Genomic DNA, 17,094 nt, shown 5'->3' with positions numbered 1-17,094 from the left:
GGCCCAAGCAGGCTGCCTTGGAATTTGTAACAGCGAGAAGATGCCCATGTTCCGCTCCCTCTTCGCCGCCGCCACGCTCGTCGCCGCCGGCTCCGCCGCCTCCGCCCAGACGGAGATGCCCTTCGCGCTCGACTGGAAGTTCGAGGGCCCGGCCGCGCCCTACACGCTCGCCATCGACGAGGGCTTCTTCGCCGACCAGGGGCTGGACGTGACGATCTCCGAGGGCAATGGCTCGCTCGACGCCATCCCGAAGGTCGCCACCGGCGCCTACCCGGTGGGCTTCGCCGACATCAACTCCGTCATCCGCTTCCTCGACCAGAACCCCGGCGCCCCGGTCACCGCCGTCATGATGATCTACGACAAGCCCCCCTTCGCCGTCGTCGGCCGCTCCTCGCTCGGCATCGCCGAGCCGGCGGACCTCGAAGGCAAGGTGCTCGGTGCGCCGCCGCCGGACGGCGCCTGGGCGCAGTTCCCGATCTTCGCCGCCGAGAACGGCCTCGACATGGACGCCATCACCATCGAGCCCGTCGGCTTCCCCACCCGTGAGCCGATGCTGGCCGAGGGTCAGGTCGCCGCGGTCACCGGCTTCTCCTTCACCTCGACGCTCAACACCGAGCGGCTGGGCGTGGACGCCGAGGATATCGTCGTGCTGCTCATGGCCGACTACGGGGTGGACCTTTACGGCAACGCCATCATCGTCAACACCGACTTCGCCGAGGCCAACCCCGAGGCCGTCACCGGCTTCCTCACCGCCGTCGCGCAGGGCTGGCAGGCCGCCATCGACGACCCCGACGCCGCCATCTCCTCGCTGCTGGAGCGCAACCCGGCCGCGGATGCGGAGCTGGAGACACGCCGCCTCGGCCTCTCCGTCGAGGACAACGTGCTGACCGACTGGGTCACCGAGAACGGCTTCGGAGACGTCGATGACGAGCGCTTCGCCAGCGCGCTCGAGCAGACGAAATCCGTCTACGAGTTCCAGTCCGAGCCCGATGCCTCGGTGATCTTCGACGACAGCTACCTGCCGGCGGCCGACGCCCGGATGCTGCAGTAAGCGATCGGCGCGCGGGCGGCCCTTTCGCCCGCGCCACCCCCAATGAGCGATCTCATCGACATCCGCGGCGTTGCCCACGCCTATCGCACCCCCTCCGGCCCGCTGCCGGTGCTGGACGGGCTCGACATCGCCATCCCGCGCGGCGAGTTCTGCGCGGTCGTCGGCCCCTCGGGCTGCGGCAAGTCCACGCTGACGCGGCTGGTGGCGGGCCTGATGAAGCCCGACAAGGGCGAAGTCCGCCTCGACGGCGCGCCCATCCGCGGCCCCCGCAAGAACGTCGGCATGGCCTTCCAGAACCCGGTGCTGCTGGAATGGCGCTCGATCCTCGACAACGTCATCCTGCCCTTGGAGATCGTCGCCCCCTCCATGCCCCGCAAGGAGCGCGTGGCGCGGGCCGAAGAGCTGCTGGCAATGGTCGGCCTCGAGGGCTTCGAGGCCAAGCGCCCGTCCGAGCTCTCGGGCGGCATGCGCCAGCGCGCCTCGCTCTGCCGCGCCATCGTTCACAAGCCCGACGTGCTGATCATGGACGAGCCCTTCGGCGCGCTCGACAACTTCACCCGCGAGGATCTCTGGCAGACGATGCGCCAGCTGCGCGCGGCGGAGCCCTTCACGGCAGTGCTCATCACCCATGACCTGCGCGAGAGCGTCTATCTCGGCGACCAGGTCGTCGTCCTCTCCGGCCGCCCGGCGCGGACGCAATACGTCATGAACGTCGACCTGCCGGACGAGCGCCCGCTCGACATCCTCTACACGCCGAAGGTGGGCGAGATGCTCCATGTCCTGCGTGACCAGATCAAGATCGCCCAGGGGAGGGGTGAAGGGCCCGGCGAAGGAGCCGCCGCATGAACACCGCCCTGCGCAAGGTCGGCGTACCCGTCCTCTCCATCCTGATCTTCCTTGTGCTCTGGGAGCTGCTGGTCTGGGCCAATGGCTGGCCGAACTACGTCATGGCCTCGCCCTCCGACCTACCCGAGGCCTATGCCCGCTTCTGGGAGCTGTTCCTCCTCGGCTCCTGGCAGACGCTCTGGCGCACGGTCGCGGGCCTCTTGCTGGCGGTGATCTTCGGCCTCGCCCTCGGCATGGTCATGGGCTTCAGCCGCATCGTGCGCGACGGGCTCTACCCGCTGCTCGTCGGCTTCAACGCCATCCCGAAGGCGACGCTGGTGCCAGTGCTGGCGCTCCTTTTCATCGGCCAGCACAACTTCAACACGGTGATGATGGCCTTCCTCATCTCCTTCTTCCCCATCGCCGTCTCGGTCGCCATTGGCCTGTCGACGCTGGAGCCGGAATACCGCGACATCCTGCGTGCCCTCGGCGCCAGCCGCATGACTATCTTCTGGAAGATCGCCCTGCCGAAGACGCTGCCGGAGTTCTTCGGCGCCCTGAAGGTCGCCGTGACGCTGGCCTTCATCGGCACCAACCTGGTGGAGATCGTCTCCCCCCATGGCCGCGGCCTCGGCGCCCTGTTCCTCTCCGGCCAGACGAACTCCAACTACCCCTTGATGTTCGCCGTCCTCATCGCTCTCGCCGTCCTCGGCATCGTCCTCTATTACGCCGTCGTCGCTATGGAGCGCATCTTCGCCGGCTGGGCCGAACGCGCGGAAACCTGAGCCCTGCCTCCCGCCCCCGGGCCCCCTGTCTTTGGTCCCGAAAATCCTCGGGGGGGCTGCCACCGGCAGCGGGGGGCAGACAGCCCCCTCCCCGCTTTTCACCCTCCCGCGCCCGGGGCCGAGGCAACCCGTCGCCACCGGGGGTGAATGCCGAAGGCAGAGGGGGTCGCCCCCCTACCCGGCATCATGTGCGCCGCAGGCGCTCCGCTGAATAACCGCCCGGAGCTGTATCGATCACCTCCCGCTCGGTGACGATCAGGTCCAGGGGCTCGTCCGTCTCCTCCAGCGGCACCTCCGCCACCTCCTGACCGGCGAAGGCGAAGCCGATGGCCAGCACCGGCGCCTCGGCGCGCAGCGCCGCCAGCGTCCGGTCGTAGAAGCCGCCGCCGTAGCCGAGGCGGAAGCCGTCGCGGGTGAAGGCAAGGAGCGGCACGATCAGGATCCGGGGCACAACCCAGTCCATCACCTCGGGGCGGCGGGTGCGGAAGGGTCCCTCCACCAGCGCCATGCCCGGCTCCCAGCGCGCGAAGCGCAGCGGCGTCGCCGGCGCCTCGATGATCGGCACCGCGACGGGGCCGTGGGCGGCGGCCTCCGCCATCGCCGGCAGCGGGTCGATCTCCGTGCGGATCGGCAGGTAGCCGGCCAGCGGCACGCCCCGGTGCCGCGCGAGGAGCTCCGCCAGCCGAGCCCCCTGCCCCGGCCCAGCCGCCGCCTGAGCCTCCGCCCGGCGGTCATAGGCGGCAACGCGGGCGGCGTCCTTGTCGGCGGCGATGGTCACAGAAGCACCATGGCCGCCAGCCCTAGGAAGGCGAAGAAGCCCACTACGTCCGTCACCGTCGTCACGAAAGTGCCAGAGGCGAGCGCCGGGTCGACGCCCAGCTTGTCGAGCAGCACGGGGATCCCCATCCCCGCCAGCCCCGCCACCACGAGGTTGATCACCATGGCCGCCGCGATCACCCCGCCCAGCGCCGGCGAGCCGAACCAGACGATGCCGACCGCGGCCATCACCGCCGCGAAGACCACCCCGTTGAAAAGCCCCACGATCATCTCGCGCCTGAGCACCCGCCAGACGTTCGATCCGGTGAGGTCGCGCGTCGCGATGGCCCGCACCGCCACCGTCAGGCTCTGCGTCCCGGCATTGCCGCCCATCGAGGCGACGATGGGCATGAGGATCGCCAGCGCCACCACGGCCGCGATTGTCTCGTCGAAGAGCGAGATGACGACGGAGGCGATGATGGCGGTCAGCAGGTTCACCGCCAGCCACGGCAGGCGCTGCTTCACCGTGCCCCAGGTGGAGTCGGAGATCTCCGATTCGATGCCCACCCCGGCGAGGCGCAGGATGTCCTCCTCGGCCTCCTCGTCGAGCACCTCCATGGCGTCGTCGATGGTAATCACGCCGACCAGTCGCTCCTCGTCATCCACCACGGGGGCGGAGATGAGGTGATACTGGTTGAAGGCATAGGCGACGTCGCCCTGCTTGTCCTCCACGTGGAAGGTGCGGAAGCTCTCCTCCGCGAGGTCCTTCAGCGGCATCTCGCGCGGGTGGGAGAGGACGCGGCCGAGCGTCACGTAGCCCCTCGGCTTCAGCCGCACATCGACCAGCACCACGTGGTAGAACTGGTCGGGCAGGTTCTCCTCCCCGCGCATGAAGTCGATGGCCTGGCCGACATTCCAGTCCTCCGGCATCCGCACGATCTCCACCTGCATGAGGCGGCCGGCGGAATATTCGGGGTAGGCGAGCGCCTTCTCCACCGCGATGCGGCCCGGCGCGTCGAGCGCGCGCAGCACGGCATCCTGCTGTGCGCTCTCCAGATCCTCCACGAGATCGACCACGTCGTCCGATTCCAGCTCGCGCACCGCCTCGGCCAGCTGGTCGGCCGGCAGCTCGTTGATGACCTCCTCGCGCAGGTTGTCGTCGAGCTCGGAGAGCACCTCGCCGTCCATCCCCGTCCAGAGGCCGAGGAGCGAGCGGCGGTCGCGGAAATCGAGCTGTTCCAGGAGGTCGGCGATGTCGGCCGCATGGAGCGGCTCGAGGATCGCGTCGATCCGCGGCGCGTCCGCCGTCTCGATGGCATCGAGGATCTCGTCGAAGAGTTTCTGCGGCAGGGCGAACTCGTCGCCCTCCTCGCCGTCGGGCACGGGATGGTCCTGCAGCTCGCTCATGTTCGTCCCTCCGGCTGGGTCGCAGCGGACCATAGTGATTGCACCCGGCGCAGCAATGGCGCGCCCCCGGACGCCGGAGATTTACGCCGGCCCCGCGGGAGCCTAACAAGTGCAGCATGGAAAAGTTGCTGCTGCTGGGTCAGACCCTCGCCTTCACCGCCGACCCCTTCGCGAACGGCCCCGACGCCGCGCCGGAGGCGGCCCGCTATGACAGCCGCGGCGGCGTGCTCGTCGAGGGCGGGCGCATCATCGCGGTCGCCGGGGCGGAGGCGCTCAGGGCCGAGCATCCGGACGCACAGATCGCCGATCACGGGCAGGGGCTGATCCTGCCCGGCTTCGTCGATGCGCACATGCACTACCCGCAGACAGGCATCGTCGCCTCATGGGGCAAGCGGCTGATCGACTGGCTGAACGGCTACACCTTCCCCGAGGAGATGCGCTTCGACAATCCCGCCTACGCCTCCGACGTGGCGGCGACGACGCTGGATCTCGCCCTCGCCAACGGCACGACGACGCTCACCTCCTACTGCACCATCCACCCCGCCTCGGTGGATGCCTTCTTCGCCGCCGCCGCCGCGCGCGGCATGCGCGTCGCCGGCGGGCGCACCTGCATGGACAGGGAGACGGCGCCGGACGGGCTGCGCGACACGGCGCAGTCGGCCTACGACGAGTCCAAGGCCCTCATCGCCCGCTGGCACGGGCGGGGCCGCGCCACCTATGCCATCACGCCGCGCTTCTCCCCCACCTCGACCGAGGCGCAACTGGAGGCGCTGGGCGCCCTCTGGGCGGAGCACCCGGACTGCCTCATGCAGACCCACCTCGCCGAGCAGACCGACGAGATCGAGTGGGTCATGGGCATGTACCCCGGCGCCGAGGATTACCTTGCCACCTACGAGGCGCACGGCCTCATCGGCGAGCGCGCCATCTTCGGCCACGCCATCCACCTGACGGAGCGGGAGACCGCGCGGCTGGTGGAGACGGGCGCCGGCATCGCCCATTGCCCGACGTCGAACACCTTCATCGGCTCCGGCCTCTTCGACCTGCCGGGCCTGCGGGCGGCGGGCGCGCGGATCGGGCTGGCGACGGATACCGGCGGCGGCTCCAGCTTCTCGATGCTGCGCACGATGGCGGCGGCCTACGAGATCGCGCAGCTGCGCGGCACGGCGCTCCACCCCGCGCAGCTCCTCTGGCTGGCGACGGAGGGCTCGGCGCGGCTCCTCCACCAGCCGGGCATCGGCCGGCTGGTCGAGGGGGCGGAGGCCGATCTCGTCGTGCTCGACCTCGCCTCCACCCCCGCCATCTCCCAGCGCGCCCGCCGGGCGGAGGATATCTGGGAGGCAGTGTTTCCCACAATCATGATGGGCGACGATCGCGCCGTCAGCGCCACCTATGTCGCCGGGCAGAAGGTGAAGGGCTGAGGGGACGGAGGCTGCACCCTCTCGTGGTCGGGGGTAAGGGGTCTGCCGCCAGCTCTCCGGAATAGCCGCCTCCCGCGGCGCTCATCGCAGCGGTGCTGCTTACCCATTGGGCGAGGATGCGGCCCGTCTGGCAGGAGGCGGTGGCGAAATCCCACAGCTCTGCAAGCGGGTCGTGTTTGCTCTCTTTTCCCGACCAAATTGATCGGGTAACCCGAGCGCGACAGAGCCCTCGGGAGTCGGCACACCATGACCGTTCTGCAAAGCGTCACCTCCGTCACAATCGGCGATCCTGCGGCCTTCGTGGCCTACTGGGCGGAGCGGGCGGACGAGGACGATTTCGGCCTCACCCGCCCCGCGCCGGGCCGGCTGGAGGCCGCATGGTCCCTCGGCCGCGCCAGAATCGAGCTGGAGGGTCCGGCGGCGCGCATCGCGGTGGAGAGCGGCGACATCGGCGGCCTTGTGACGATGCGTGGCCTCGTTGCCTGGTACCTTGGCCGCTTCGATCTGGTGCTGGCGGAGCCGGACTGGTCGGGCGAGACGCTGGCGGGCGAGATGCCGCCCAACTTCCACTTCGCCGAGGTCGCGGAGATGCGGGCGCTGAACCCGTTCTATCACCGCATGGTGCTGACCGGCGACATGACGCCCTTCACGAAGGACGGGATGCATTTCCGCATGTATCGCCAGCGCCCCGGCGTGACGGAGCCGCGCTGGCCGCGCATGTCGGGCCGCGGCACGGTGGACTGGCCCTCGGGCCCCGATGCGCCCTTCAACCCCGCCTACACGGCCCGCCATGTCGATGCCGAGGCCGGCGTCATGTTCGTGGACATCTACCGCCACGAGGGCAGCCCGACCTGCGACTGGTGCCTCTCCCGCCCCGTCGGCGAGCGTGTCGGCCTCGCCGGCCCCGGATCCGGCTGGCTGCCGCAGGAGCAGACACTGCTGCTGGCCGGCGACGAGACGGCGGTGCCGGCGATCCTGCGGATGCTGGAGATGGCTCGCCCCGACCAGCGAGGCACCGCCCTCCTCGTCGCGCCGGACGGGCGGGCGGTGCAGGAGGTGCGGACCGCGTCTGCCATCGAAGCGCGCTGGCTGATCCGGGGGCGGGACGAGGGGCTGGTCGAGGCCGCCATGCGCCTGCGAGGACCGGAGGGCGAGACGCACCACTGGTTCGCCGCCAGCCAGGCCGAGGCCCGCGCCATGCGTCGCCACTACCGGCAGGAGCTAGGGCTGGCGCGCGAGCACATGTACTGCGCCGCCTACTGGTAGGCGCGCCTGCTCGTTGCGGGCGGGCGCCCAAGCCCCCACTGGCTGATGCTTCTAAAGGGGCGCCTCGCGCCCCCTCCCCGCTTTACCGAGACATTGCCGCGATGGCGCCCCGAAGCTCGGCGAGGCCGACATGGCGACCGACGAGCGGGTAGCCGGGCTGGGCGCGGCGTCGGGCGTCGTCGGACATGTCGAGCCCGTGGTCGGGGCGGAAGGGAATGTTCCAGTCTGTCCGGCCGGCCTCGTGGCGGCGGGCCTCCTCGGCGAGTATGGCCTCGATGAGGGCCAGCATGTCGACATCGCCCGTCAGGTGCCCCGACTCGTGGAAGGAGCCGGGCAGCTCCGTGCCGTCCCGCGCCACGTTGCGCAGGTGGATGAAGGGCACGCGATGGCCCCAGCGGCGCATGATCGCGGGCAGGTCATTGTCCCCCCGCGCGCCGAGCGAGCCGGAGCAGAGGGTCATGCCGCTGGCCGGGCTATCGACCGCCTCGAGCACGGCGGTGTAATCGGCCTCCGTCGACATGACGCGCGGCAGGCCGAGGAGCCCGAAGGGCGGATCGTCGGGGTGGCAGCACATCCGCAAGCCGAGGCGCTCGGCTACCGGCACCACCTCCTCGAGGAAGGCGATGAGATGGGCGCGCAGGCCCTCGGCGCCGAGATCGGCATAGGCATCGAGCTCGGTCTGCAGCTTCTCCAGTGACAGGCCCTCCGGCTCCCCCGGCAGGCCGAAGAGGATGGCGCGGGTCAGGCGGGCCTGCCCCTCCTCCCCCAGCTCCTCCGCGCGCTCGCGGGCGGCGGCGGCGATGTCATCGGGGTAGTGCGCGCCCGGGCGAGCGAGGATGTGCAGGTCGAAGGCGGCAAAATCGAGATGATCGAAGCGCATGCAGGTGGCGCCGCTCGGCAGCGGCCAGGCCAGATCCGTGCGCGTCCAGTCGAGCACGGGCATGAAGTTGTAGCAGATCACCTCGATGCCGGCGGCGGCGAGGTTGTGCAGGCTCTCGCAATAGGTCGCGATGTGCTCGCGCCACGGGCCCGTCTGCCGCTTGATGGCTTCCGAGACGGGCAGCGACTCGACCACCTCCCACTCCATCCCGGCGGCGCGGATCTCCGCCTGACGGCGGGCGATCTCCTCCGGCGTCCACAGCTCTCCGGGGCGCAGATGGTGCATCGCCGAGACGATGGCAGGCACGCCGGTCTGGCGCACATCCTCTATGGTGATCGCGTCATTCGGCCCAAACCACCGCCAGCTCTCGCGCATCGTCTCTCCCCGTCGTCGGCGGCCCCTCTTGCCGGGCCGGGATGTCAGTGTCCAGCGCATTGTTGACTAGTATGGTAGAATGGCGCAAGTCGCTTCGCGGCAGAGTCGCAGCTATCCTGCAGCCGCCTCGTCCCGGTGCTGCTCATCGTCTCCATCAGCGGCGGCATCTTCACCCCCTCCGAGGTCGGCGCCTTCGCGGTCGTCTACGCCATCCTCGTCGGCGCGCTGGCGCAACGGCTGATGACGCGGGAGCGCTTCCGGGCGGCGCTCGGCGACGCGCTCTCCAACACCGGCACGGTCATGCTGATCTTCCTGATGTCCGGCATGCTGGGCTTCGCCATAATCTTCCTGCGCGTCCCGCAGGAGGTGGCCGACGTGCTGCTCTCGGGCCTGCACGACCCCAGCGTCATCGTTGCCGTGGTGCTGGCCGCGCTCTTCGTCGCGGGCCACTTCATCGAGAGCACCATCCTCGTGCTGCTCCTCACGCCCATCCTCGTCCCCGTGGTGAAGGCGGCGGGGGTGGACCCGGTGCACTTCGGCATCCTGATGATGACTATCGTCACCCTCGGCTCGATGACGCCGCCGGAGGGCGTGGCGATGTACACCGTCTGCTCCATCCTCAACGTGCGGGTGGAGGAGTACATGCGGGAATCGCTGCCATTCTTCCTGGCGATCTTCGCGGTGGTCGCGGTGCTGCTGTTTTTCCCGGGGCTCGTCCTGTTCCTTCCCAACTGGATGTTCGGCTGACACCCGGGACGCTGCCGGCCGGCGTGCCTCCTCGCGCCGGCCGGTCCTTTTCCTCAGGGGCGGATGGCCGGCGCCTCCATCTCCATCCCCACGGCGCGGGCCTTCAGGTAGGCCTCCAGCGCCACGAACTCTTGCGAGCCCGCCGCGAAGGGCTCCGCCCGGACGCCGACCATGCAGTTTCGCAGCCGCCGGTCCAGATCCCCCATCTCCTGCCATTCCAGCCGGTACTGCGGGTAGCCCGTCGGATGGGCCTGCGGGATCTCGGCCGCCAGCAGGCGCCCGCCGGCGAGATCGTCATGGCAGGTGGCGCAGGCGAGGTTCAGCTGCCCCATGCGCGTGGAGTAGAGCGCCTCACCCTGCCCGCGCACCGCCTCCATCTGCGGCGCCTCTGACGGCGCGATGGGCTGGCCGCGGGACTGCAGCGCCACCAGCGTCGTCAGTGCCAGCAGCGCCTCGCTGCCCCGCTCGAGCGGCTCGGCACCCTGGTGGCGCTGCCGGCAGAGGTTGATGCGCGCGGCGAGATCCACCGCCTGCCCGCTCTCCTCGTCCCAGTCGGGGTAATGCGCCGCGACGCCCGCCATCTCCTCGGCGGCGCCGTGGCACTCGGCGCACGCCACCTCATCCGCCCCCGACGGCTCGGCCCAGAGCTCCTCTCCCGTCTGCGCCCAGAGGAGGCCGGGATTGGAGAAGTCGTCGTCCTGCATTGCCCGCAGCTCCGGCGCCATCTGCTCATAGGTCGACACACGCCCGTCCTGCGCCCCCGCCGCCCCGGCGAGCACGGCAGCCACAACCGCCCCGCTCCATCTCGCTTTTCTACAAATATCCCGGGGGGGCCGAAGGCGGGGGGCAGCGCCCCCCTCCGCCCTCTCCACCTGGCCCGCCATCAGCCCACCTCGATGGGCCGCGTCTCCGTGACCGTCTCGCCCGCCTCGTCGACCCAGCTCAGCTCCACCTCGCCGCTCTCCTGCGCCGTCACGAAGAAGGAGAAGAACGGGTTGGCCGCCACCGCCGGGTGCAGCTCGGCGCGGAACACCTCCTGCCCCATATAGCGGCAGGTCAGCTCGTGGATGATGTTGCGCGGCACCAGCTTGCCGTCGCTGCCGGTGCGGAAGCCCGTCTCCATCGGGTGGGAGATGATGATCTTCACCTCCACGACCTCTCCGGGCGCCGCCGTCTCGGGCACGTTGATCATGACAGCCATGGCTCAAACCTCCCGGCAGGCGGGCGCGGTGACGACGACATTCGTCTGGGCGGACCAGAACGAGCCGTCGGATAGCCGCGCCACGGCGTGGACATGCTGCGTGCCGTTGAGGCGGATGCGCGTCTGCGCCTCCGCCCGGCCCGACAGCGGCGTGAAGAAGAAGCGGACAGTATCGGGCAAGGGGTTGATCTCGTTGAAGATCGCCACCGCCTCGACGTAATCGTCATCCGTCATGGGGCTGTCCACGGCGACGCGCAGCGGCACGGTGTTGCCGTTCTCCACCAGCATCGGGATGTCGAGCTCGACGCGCCCCTCCGTCACCTCGGCGCCGCCGGTGAAGGCGTCGATGGCGTTCTGCATCTCCTCCGGCGTGGCGAAGGCAGGCTCCATCCGCAGGATCAGCGGGGTGGCGAGCGAGCCGGCGAGAAAGGCGCGGCGGGTGGTCATTCGGTCTCCTCCGGGATTGGCGGATCGGTGAGGGTGGCGAGGAAGGCGACGACGTCCTCGACCTCCTGTGCACTCAGAATGGTATCTCCCTGCCAGCGTTCGCCAACCCGCGTCAGCCCCACAAGGCTGTGATAGGGCGGCATGATCGAGGCCGAGTTCACCTGCCGGCTGTCGACGATGCGCAGCCGCAGCTCGGGCACGGAGAGCCGCGCCCCGACGCCGTCCAGCGGCGGCGCCAGCGTGCCCTGGAAGGGCACGTCCGGGAAGGGGCCGGCGTGGCAGAGGAGGCATAGCCCCCGCGTCGGCTCTCCGACGATGGCCGCGCCCGCCACCGGGTCACCGGGGACAGCCGTCAGCGGCTCCTCCAGCCCCTGCCCGAGCGCCGGGGCCGCCGCGAGGGCGGCGGCCAGCATGGCGCCGGGCAAGGCGCTAGCCCCAGATCTGGCGCGTGACCGTCTCATACCAGGCGCGTGCGTAATCCGCCTCGGCGGCATGGACATCCTCCCCCGCGCCCAGCGGGCTGGTGCCCCCGGTGCCGTCGATGGAGACGATCTCGCCCCCGGTCACCTCGTAGGTGCCGGCGACGGTGAAGCCGTAATCCGGCCCGGCGAGCGAGTAGCAGGTGTTGATGTACTTCGGGCTCTGCGGATCCTCCCCCCGCAGCATCGCGTCGATGGCCGCGGCCACGACCTTGCCCTGCGCGTTGGCTGAGAAGCCGCTCTTCGGCATGGCGCCGGCCAGCGAGGCGTCGCCGAGGACGTGGATGCCGGGCATCAGCGTCGATTCGAAGGTCACCCCGTCCACCGGGCACCAGCCCGTCTCGTCAGCCACGCCCACCGCCTGCGCGATGGCCGCCGCGCGCTGCGGCGGGATGATGTTGGCGACGTCGACCTCGTAGCTGTCGAAATCGGTGGTGATCGTCATCGCCGCCGGATCGACGGAGGTGACGTTTCCGCCGAGCGAGAATGGCACCCACTCGATCATGCCGGGATAGAGCGTCGCCCAGGCCTCCTCGAAGAGGTCGCGCTTCGAGAAGCCGTCCTTGGCGTCGAGGATGAGGATCTTCGAGTTCGGCTTCTCGGCCTTGAGGTAATGCGCGATCAGGCTGGCCCGCTCGTAGGGGCCCGGCGGGCAGCGGAAGGGGTTGGCCGGCGGGCAGATGGCGACGGTGCCGCCGTCGGGCATCGCCTCCAGCTGGCTGCGCAGCAGTTCCGTCTGCGGGCCTGCCTTCCAGGCGTGGGGCATGATCTCCGCCGCTGCCTCGTCGTAGCCGGAGATGGCGTCGAAGCGCAGATCGATGCCGGGCGACAGCACCAGCCGGTCGAAGGGCAAGGCCTCTCCGGATGCGAGCATGAGCGATTGCCCGTCCACCCCTACCGCCTCGCCCTGCACGATGCGGGCGCCGGTGGCGGCGATGCCGTCCAGCGAGAAGGTGATCGCCTCCATCGGGTTGAGGCCGCCGAGGACGGTGTTGGAGAAGGGGCAGGTCGAGAAGCGCGCATTCTTCTCCACCAGCGTCACGTCATGGCCGGCGCCGGCGAGGAGCCGGGCGACGGTGCCGCCGCCGAAGCCGCCGCCGACGACGACGATGCGCCCCGCCTCCTGCGCCGCCACGGGGCGGAGCGCGAAGGGCGCGGTGGCCACGGCCATGCCGGTGGCGGCGAGCATGTGGCGCCTTGTGAAGCTCATTGGGTGTCTCCCGTGATCCAGGCGGCGATGGCAGCCACCTCTTCGGGCGTGAAGCCGGGGGCGATGCGGGGCATGATGGTGCCCTCCCGCTCGCCGGAGGCGAAGGCGGCCATGGCGGCCTCGATCTCCTCCGCCGTAAACTGGCCGAGAGGCAGCGGCGCCGCCTCGCCCACGCCGTGACAGCCGGTGCAGGAGAGCGCGCCGGGCGGGGCGCTTGGCATCATGTCGGATAGGGTGTCCGCCCCGGCCGCGGCCGGAAGGCCCGCGAGGGCAAGACAGGTGAGCAGGGTCCGCATTCGGCGCCTCCTCGTGAGGGATGGGGAAGACGGGCAGCGCTGGGGCTGCCCGTCAGAAGCTCTCGGAAGGATCGGGCGGGGGGCTTCAGGCCCCCGGCGCCCTTACTCCTTCGGCGTCAGGTCGTGCTTCCAGAGCGGCAGCTCGCGGATGCGCTGGCCGGTCGCCTGGTAGACGGCGTTGAGCACCGCCGGGGTGGCGACGAAGATCGTCGGCTCGCCGACGCCGCCCCAGAACCCGCCGGAGGGGATCAGGTGCGATTCCACCGCCGGCATGTCCGCCATCATGACCACCGGGTAGGTGTCGTAGTTCTGCTCCTGCACCCGGCCCTCTTCCATCGTGATCTGGCTGATCAGCCCGGCGGAGAGGCCCATGGCGAAAGACCCGTCGATCTGCGCCTCGATCTGCTGCGGGTTGGCGACGTGGCCCGGGTCGGTCGCCGCGACGATCCGGTGGATCGTCAGGTTTCCGCGCTCGTCGACGGAGACTTCCGCCGCCGCCGCCACGTAGGAGCCATAGCCCATGTGCTGGGCGATGCCGCGGTAGACACCTTCGGCCGGCTCGGTATCCCAGCCGATCCCCTCGGCCACCTTGTCGAGCACGGCGAGGTGGCGCGGATGGTCCTGCATGAGGCCGCGGCGGAACTCCAGCGGGTCCTTGCCGGCCGCTTCGGCCAGCTCGTCCATGAAGCTCTCGAGGTAGAAGGCGTTCTGGTTGTTGCACACCCCGCGCCAGAAGCCCGGCCGGAGCGGCGGGTTGCGCATGGCGTGGTCGATCTTGAGGTTCGGCACGGTATAGCCGAACTCACCCTCCTCGCTCTCCGCGTTCAGGCCCTGGAACATCGTCTGGTCCATGCCGTCCTGCAGCGCGAAGGGCATCAGCCCGGCAAGGATGGACTGGCCGGAGATGCGCATGTGCATGCCCGTCAGGTTCCCCTCCTCGTCCAGCCCGGCACGGAAGCGCGCCTTCGTGGTCGGGTGGTAGGTGCCGTGCATCATGTCCTGCTCGCGCGACCAGATCAGCTTGACCGGCGTGCCGGGCATGGCCTGGGCGATCTGCACCGCCTGGGTCACGTAATCCTGGCTGGAGGCGCGCCGGCCGAAACCGCCGCCCGGGTTCAACCGGTGGACACGGCACTGGGCGATGTCGAAGCCCGAGGCGTTGGAGGCGGCGGCGAGGGCGCTTTCGGCATCCTGCGTCGCGGTCCAGACCTCGCAGCCCTCGTCCGTCACCAGCGCGGTGGCGTTCATCGGCTCCATCGTGGCGTGGTGCTGCCAGGGGAAGTGGTAATCGGCGCTGACGACCTGCGCCGCCTCGCCGAGAGCAGCATCGATATCGCCGTTCTCGTTGCCGACGAAGGCTTCCTCCGCCTCCAGCCCCTCGTTGAGCATCGCGTCGAGCTGCTCCATCCCGAAGGAGGCGTTCTCGCCGAGATCCCACTCGATCGGCAGCGCATCGGCCGCCGACTTGGCGCGCCACCAGGTGTCGGCCACCACGGCGACGGTGCTGTCGTCGAGCTGGATGACCTGCTGGACGCCCGGCATGTCCATCACCGCCGACTGGTCGAAGCTGGTGACGGTGCCGCCGAGAACCGGCGTCATGATGACGGCGGCGTTGAGCATGCCCTCCATCGTGTAGTCGATGGCGTAGATGCGGCTGCCGTCGAGCTTGCCGAGCGTGTCGAGACGCTGCAGCGGCTGGCCGGCGATCGTCCACTCCGACGGGTCCTTCAGCGTCACGTCCGTCGGCACCTCGAGGCCGGCGGCCTCTTCTGCGACGGCGCCGTAGGTGAGCGTCTCGCCGGAGGGGGCCGTGATGACGCCCTTCTCGACAGTCAGCTCACCGACATCGAGGCCCCAGCGGTTGGCCGCGGCCTGCACCAGCATGGCGCGGGCGGCGGCGCCGCCGGTGCGCACCATCTCCTGGCTGGAGCGGATGCCGTTGGAGCCGAAGGTGCCCATGGCACCCCACACGCGCTCGCGCACCACATTGTCGGAGGCGGAGACGAGCTCGTAGGTCACGTTGTCCCAGTTGGCGTCGAGTTCCTCGGCGACGAGCTGGGTGAGGCCGGTCAGCGTGCCCTGCCCCATCTCCTGCTTGGCGACGCGGACGATCACCGTGTCATCGGGGTTGATCACGACCCAGGCGTTGATCTCCGGCGTGCTGAGGTCGCTGGAGAGATCCTGCGCAGCGGCGGGAGACAGGCCGAAGCCGAGGGCGAAGCCGCTGCCGGTGGCAGCGGAGCTGGCCAGGAAGCTGCGGCGGGAGAGTTTGAAATGTTCAGTCATCGCGTCAGCCCCTTACAGAAGTTCCGAGGCGCGCTTGATGCCTGCGCGAATGCGGTTGTAGGTCCCGCAGCGGCAGATGTTCATCATCAACGCGTCGATGTCGTCGTCGGTCGGGTTCGGGTAATCCTTGAGGAGCGCCGCAGCCGCCATGATCTGGCCCGACTGGCAGTAGCCGCATTGCGGCACGTCCAGCTCGGCCCAGGCGATCTGCACCGGGTGGGTGAGATCCTCGGACAGGCCCTCGATGGTGGTGATCTCCTCGCCCTCGCGCAGGTCGCCCACGGCGAGCGTGCAGGAGCGGGTCGGGAACCCGTCGATGTTCACCGTGCAGGCGCCGCAGGCGCCGACGCCGCAGCCATACTTGGTGCCGGTGAGACCGAGCTGTTCTCGGATGACCCACAGAAGTGGCGTGTCGGCCTCGACATCCACATCGTGGGTTTGGCCATTGACGGTGAGCTGAACCATGGGGGTTCCTCCTCCTGCTGGAACGGGCGGGCGTTCGCCCTTTGCGGTTGAGCCTAGGCCTGCGCGGCCAGCCACAACAGCGTCCGCCGATCACGATTGCGGCGTGAGTGGGCCCAAACTATTGATAACATTAGATATTGGTTTTGGCTATCGAAGAGATAGGCAGAGCCATAAGGGCCATTCGAGAGGAGCCGCCCAGCCTCCCCCAGCGTCATGCCTCGGCGAGAACCTCGGCGAGGACGGAGACGGCGAGCGTGCGCGCGTCGCGGGCGGAGCGGACGAGCCCGATGGGTCCCTTGAGGCGGGCCAGCGCATCCTCCCCCACGCCGAGCGCCTGCAGGTCGTAATCGCGCAGGTGCCGCGCCCGCTGGCTGCCCTGCGCGCCGATGTAGAAGGCCGGCGTATTCAGCGCCGCCTTGAGGATCGGCGGCTCCCAGTCGTGATCGTGGAAGAACAGCACGATGGCGGAGCGGTCGTCGGGCGCCACGTCCTCCGGCACGCTGGCGCCGGTGAGATGGCGCGTCGGGCAGCCCGCCGCCTCGGCGGCCGCCAGGGTCTCGTCGTCGGAGGAGAGGATAAGGTTGGGGTAGCCTGCGGATTGCACGAGTGCCGCGAAGGTGGAGGTCTCCGGCCCCTTGCCGAAGACGTAGAAGAAGATCTCCGGCTCGATGCGGATGCAGAAGGTCTCGCCCTGCCAGCCCGTCTGCCCGTCCTCGGAGAGGGAGAGCCCGCCGCCTGCCGTGTCGATGCACAAGGTCACCGGCCGCCGGGCCTCGTAGGCCTCCGCCAGCGCGCCAAGCACGTCGCGGTCCGGCGCCGGCACCATCAGCACGTCGAGCCCGCCGCCGCAGGGCAGCTGGATGTCCTTGAACTTCGAGCCGCGCCCATAGCGGACATGGGCGGGCGTCCCCTCCGCCAGCGCCGCCTCGGCATGAAGGGCGATATCGGCCTCGACACAGCCCGAGGAGAGGGAGCCGGCGCGCTGCCGCCCCTCCAGCACCGCCATCATGGCGCCGACGGGCCGGTAGGACGGGCCTTCCGTGCCGGTGATCAGCGCCAGCGTGCCGGGGCTGTCGGCCCGCAGCAGCGCCAGCACGGGGCCGATGACGGAGGTCTCGTTAAGGGCGGGCATCTGCATGGGGCACCTCGAATGGCTTGCCTGATCTTACGCTGCCGCAGCGCGGCGGGCCAGATGCCCCC

17 protein-coding genes and 1 pseudogene are annotated in these 17,094 nt (G+C 69.9%); 6 read left to right on the top strand and 12 right to left on the bottom strand.

The window, feature by feature from the left end; genetic code table 11:
- Positions 1-46 precede the first annotated feature (46 nt).
- The 3 genes from GY170_RS06925 to GY170_RS06915 are packed head-to-tail and all read left to right on the top strand — an operon-like array spanning position 47 to position 2,661.
- Positions 47-1,051: an ABC transporter substrate-binding protein gene (locus GY170_RS06925; RefSeq protein ID WP_163891429.1), complete on the top strand. Its 1,005-nt coding sequence runs from the start codon at positions 47-49 to the stop codon at positions 1,049-1,051.
- A 42-nt stretch (positions 1,052-1,093) separates the two neighbouring features.
- Complete coding sequence (locus GY170_RS06920) at positions 1,094-1,897, top strand: ABC transporter ATP-binding protein (RefSeq protein ID WP_163891427.1); 804 nt, start codon at positions 1,094-1,096, stop codon at positions 1,895-1,897.
- Positions 1,894-2,661: an ABC transporter permease gene (locus GY170_RS06915; RefSeq protein ID WP_163891425.1), complete on the top strand. Its 768-nt coding sequence runs from the start codon at positions 1,894-1,896 to the stop codon at positions 2,659-2,661. Before GY170_RS06920 ends, GY170_RS06915 begins: the two co-directional genes overlap by 4 nt.
- A gap of 184 nt (positions 2,662-2,845) precedes the next feature.
- Here the strand turns inward: GY170_RS06915 and GY170_RS06910 are convergent, their stop codons facing one another.
- Together GY170_RS06910 and mgtE are read right to left on the bottom strand one after the other, a co-directional pair.
- On the bottom strand, positions 2,846-3,439 hold the full coding sequence (locus GY170_RS06910) for a 5-formyltetrahydrofolate cyclo-ligase (RefSeq protein ID WP_163891424.1): 594 nt from the start codon (positions 3,437-3,439) through the stop codon (positions 2,846-2,848).
- Positions 3,436-4,824, bottom strand: a complete 1,389-nt coding sequence (mgtE, locus tag GY170_RS06905; RefSeq protein ID WP_163891422.1) for a magnesium transporter — start codon at positions 4,822-4,824, stop codon at positions 3,436-3,438. The genes GY170_RS06910 and mgtE overlap by 4 nt, the downstream gene beginning before the upstream one ends.
- A gap of 116 nt (positions 4,825-4,940) precedes the next feature.
- On the opposite strand from mgtE, the gene guaD reads away from it, so the two are divergent.
- The gene (guaD, locus tag GY170_RS06900) at positions 4,941-6,242 is read left to right on the top strand and encodes a guanine deaminase (protein ID WP_163891420.1); all 1,302 of its coding nucleotides are present in this window, start codon (positions 4,941-4,943) and stop codon (positions 6,240-6,242) included.
- 246 nt (positions 6,243-6,488) lie between these two features.
- On the top strand, positions 6,489-7,508 hold the full coding sequence (locus GY170_RS06895) for a siderophore-interacting protein (RefSeq protein ID WP_163891418.1): 1,020 nt from the start codon (positions 6,489-6,491) through the stop codon (positions 7,506-7,508).
- An 82-nt stretch (positions 7,509-7,590) separates the two neighbouring features.
- Here the strand turns inward: GY170_RS06895 and uxuA are convergent, their stop codons facing one another.
- Positions 7,591-8,763 carry a mannonate dehydratase gene (gene uxuA, locus GY170_RS06890; RefSeq protein WP_163891416.1) on the bottom strand — a complete coding sequence of 391 codons (1,173 nt, stop codon included), beginning with the start codon at positions 8,761-8,763 and terminating at the stop codon, positions 7,591-7,593.
- A gap of 132 nt (positions 8,764-8,895) precedes the next feature.
- Between uxuA and GY170_RS06885 the strand changes: the two are divergent.
- Positions 8,896-9,510, top strand: a pseudogene (locus GY170_RS06885) (TRAP transporter large permease subunit); the annotation flags it as partial.
- A gap of 53 nt (positions 9,511-9,563) precedes the next feature.
- Here the strand turns inward: GY170_RS06885 and soxA are convergent.
- From soxA to GY170_RS06840, 9 genes are all read right to left on the bottom strand, one after another.
- Positions 9,564-10,298, bottom strand: coding sequence for a sulfur oxidation c-type cytochrome SoxA (soxA, locus tag GY170_RS06880; protein ID WP_235937810.1), 735 nt, complete (start codon positions 10,296-10,298; stop codon positions 9,564-9,566).
- A gap of 95 nt (positions 10,299-10,393) precedes the next feature.
- Positions 10,394-10,711 carry a thiosulfate oxidation carrier complex protein SoxZ gene (soxZ, locus tag GY170_RS06875; RefSeq protein ID WP_163891410.1) on the bottom strand — a complete coding sequence of 106 codons (318 nt, stop codon included), beginning with the start codon at positions 10,709-10,711 and terminating at the stop codon, positions 10,394-10,396.
- A 3-nt stretch (positions 10,712-10,714) separates the two neighbouring features.
- Positions 10,715-11,158, bottom strand: coding sequence for a SoxY-related AACIE arm protein (locus GY170_RS06870; protein WP_163891408.1), 444 nt, complete (start codon positions 11,156-11,158; stop codon positions 10,715-10,717).
- On the bottom strand, positions 11,155-11,571 hold the full coding sequence (gene soxX, locus GY170_RS06865; protein WP_235937809.1) for a sulfur oxidation c-type cytochrome SoxX: 417 nt from the start codon (positions 11,569-11,571) through the stop codon (positions 11,155-11,157). Before soxX ends, GY170_RS06870 begins: the two co-directional genes overlap by 4 nt.
- A gap of 16 nt (positions 11,572-11,587) precedes the next feature.
- On the bottom strand, positions 11,588-12,847 hold the full coding sequence (locus GY170_RS06860; RefSeq protein ID WP_203531232.1) for an NAD(P)/FAD-dependent oxidoreductase: 1,260 nt from the start codon (positions 12,845-12,847) through the stop codon (positions 11,588-11,590).
- Positions 12,844-13,143, bottom strand: a complete 300-nt coding sequence (locus tag GY170_RS06855) for a c-type cytochrome (RefSeq protein WP_163891403.1) — start codon at positions 13,141-13,143, stop codon at positions 12,844-12,846. Before GY170_RS06855 ends, GY170_RS06860 begins: the two co-directional genes overlap by 4 nt.
- 102 nt (positions 13,144-13,245) lie before the next feature.
- Positions 13,246-15,429 carry a xanthine dehydrogenase family protein molybdopterin-binding subunit gene (locus GY170_RS06850; RefSeq protein WP_163891401.1) on the bottom strand — a complete coding sequence of 728 codons (2,184 nt, stop codon included), beginning with the start codon at positions 15,427-15,429 and terminating at the stop codon, positions 13,246-13,248.
- Between the two features lie 12 nt (positions 15,430-15,441).
- Positions 15,442-15,894 carry a (2Fe-2S)-binding protein gene (locus GY170_RS06845; protein WP_163891399.1) on the bottom strand — a complete coding sequence of 151 codons (453 nt, stop codon included), beginning with the start codon at positions 15,892-15,894 and terminating at the stop codon, positions 15,442-15,444.
- A gap of 211 nt (positions 15,895-16,105) precedes the next feature.
- Positions 16,106-17,032, bottom strand: a complete 927-nt coding sequence (locus tag GY170_RS06840) for an XdhC family protein (protein WP_163891397.1) — start codon at positions 17,030-17,032, stop codon at positions 16,106-16,108.
- Positions 17,033-17,094: the final 62 nt, after the last annotated feature.

It is taken from the genome of Pseudoroseicyclus tamaricis, assembly GCF_012070395.1.
Lineage (GTDB): Bacteria > Pseudomonadota > Alphaproteobacteria > Rhodobacterales > Rhodobacteraceae > Pseudoroseicyclus_A > Pseudoroseicyclus_A tamaricis.
Note: the sequence above shows the minus strand (reverse complement) of the source record. Positions and strands in the feature narration are given on the sequence as shown.

Bases quoted from the DNA above. Each gene is read 5' to 3' on its own strand.
- GY170_RS06895 (WP_163891418.1), top strand. From the start codon at position 6,489: ATGACCGTTCTGCAAAGCGTCACCTCCGTCACAATCGGCGATCCTGCG.
- GY170_RS06850 (WP_163891401.1), bottom strand. From the start codon at position 15,429: ATGACTGAACATTTCAAACTCTCCCGCCGCAGCTTCCTGGCCAGCTCC.
- GY170_RS06860 (WP_203531232.1), bottom strand. From the start codon at position 12,847: ATGAGCTTCACAAGGCGCCACATGCTCGCCGCCACCGGCATGGCCGTG.
- soxX (WP_235937809.1), bottom strand. From the start codon at position 11,571: ATGCTGGCCGCCGCCCTCGCGGCGGCCCCGGCGCTCGGGCAGGGGCTG.
- GY170_RS06845 (WP_163891399.1), bottom strand. From the start codon at position 15,894: ATGGTTCAGCTCACCGTCAATGGCCAAACCCACGATGTGGATGTCGAG.
- GY170_RS06870 (WP_163891408.1), bottom strand. From the start codon at position 11,158: ATGACCACCCGCCGCGCCTTTCTCGCCGGCTCGCTCGCCACCCCGCTG.
- GY170_RS06925 (WP_163891429.1), top strand. From the start codon at position 47: ATGTTCCGCTCCCTCTTCGCCGCCGCCACGCTCGTCGCCGCCGGCTCC.
- GY170_RS06915 (WP_163891425.1), top strand. From the start codon at position 1,894: ATGAACACCGCCCTGCGCAAGGTCGGCGTACCCGTCCTCTCCATCCTG.
- GY170_RS06855 (WP_163891403.1), bottom strand. From the start codon at position 13,143: ATGCGGACCCTGCTCACCTGTCTTGCCCTCGCGGGCCTTCCGGCCGCG.
- mgtE (WP_163891422.1), bottom strand. From the start codon at position 4,824: ATGAGCGAGCTGCAGGACCATCCCGTGCCCGACGGCGAGGAGGGCGAC.
- guaD (WP_163891420.1), top strand. From the start codon at position 4,941: ATGGAAAAGTTGCTGCTGCTGGGTCAGACCCTCGCCTTCACCGCCGAC.
- GY170_RS06840 (WP_163891397.1), bottom strand. From the start codon at position 17,032: ATGCAGATGCCCGCCCTTAACGAGACCTCCGTCATCGGCCCCGTGCTG.
- GY170_RS06920 (WP_163891427.1), top strand. From the start codon at position 1,094: ATGAGCGATCTCATCGACATCCGCGGCGTTGCCCACGCCTATCGCACC.
- uxuA (WP_163891416.1), bottom strand. From the start codon at position 8,763: ATGCGCGAGAGCTGGCGGTGGTTTGGGCCGAATGACGCGATCACCATA.
- soxZ (WP_163891410.1), bottom strand. From the start codon at position 10,711: ATGGCTGTCATGATCAACGTGCCCGAGACGGCGGCGCCCGGAGAGGTC.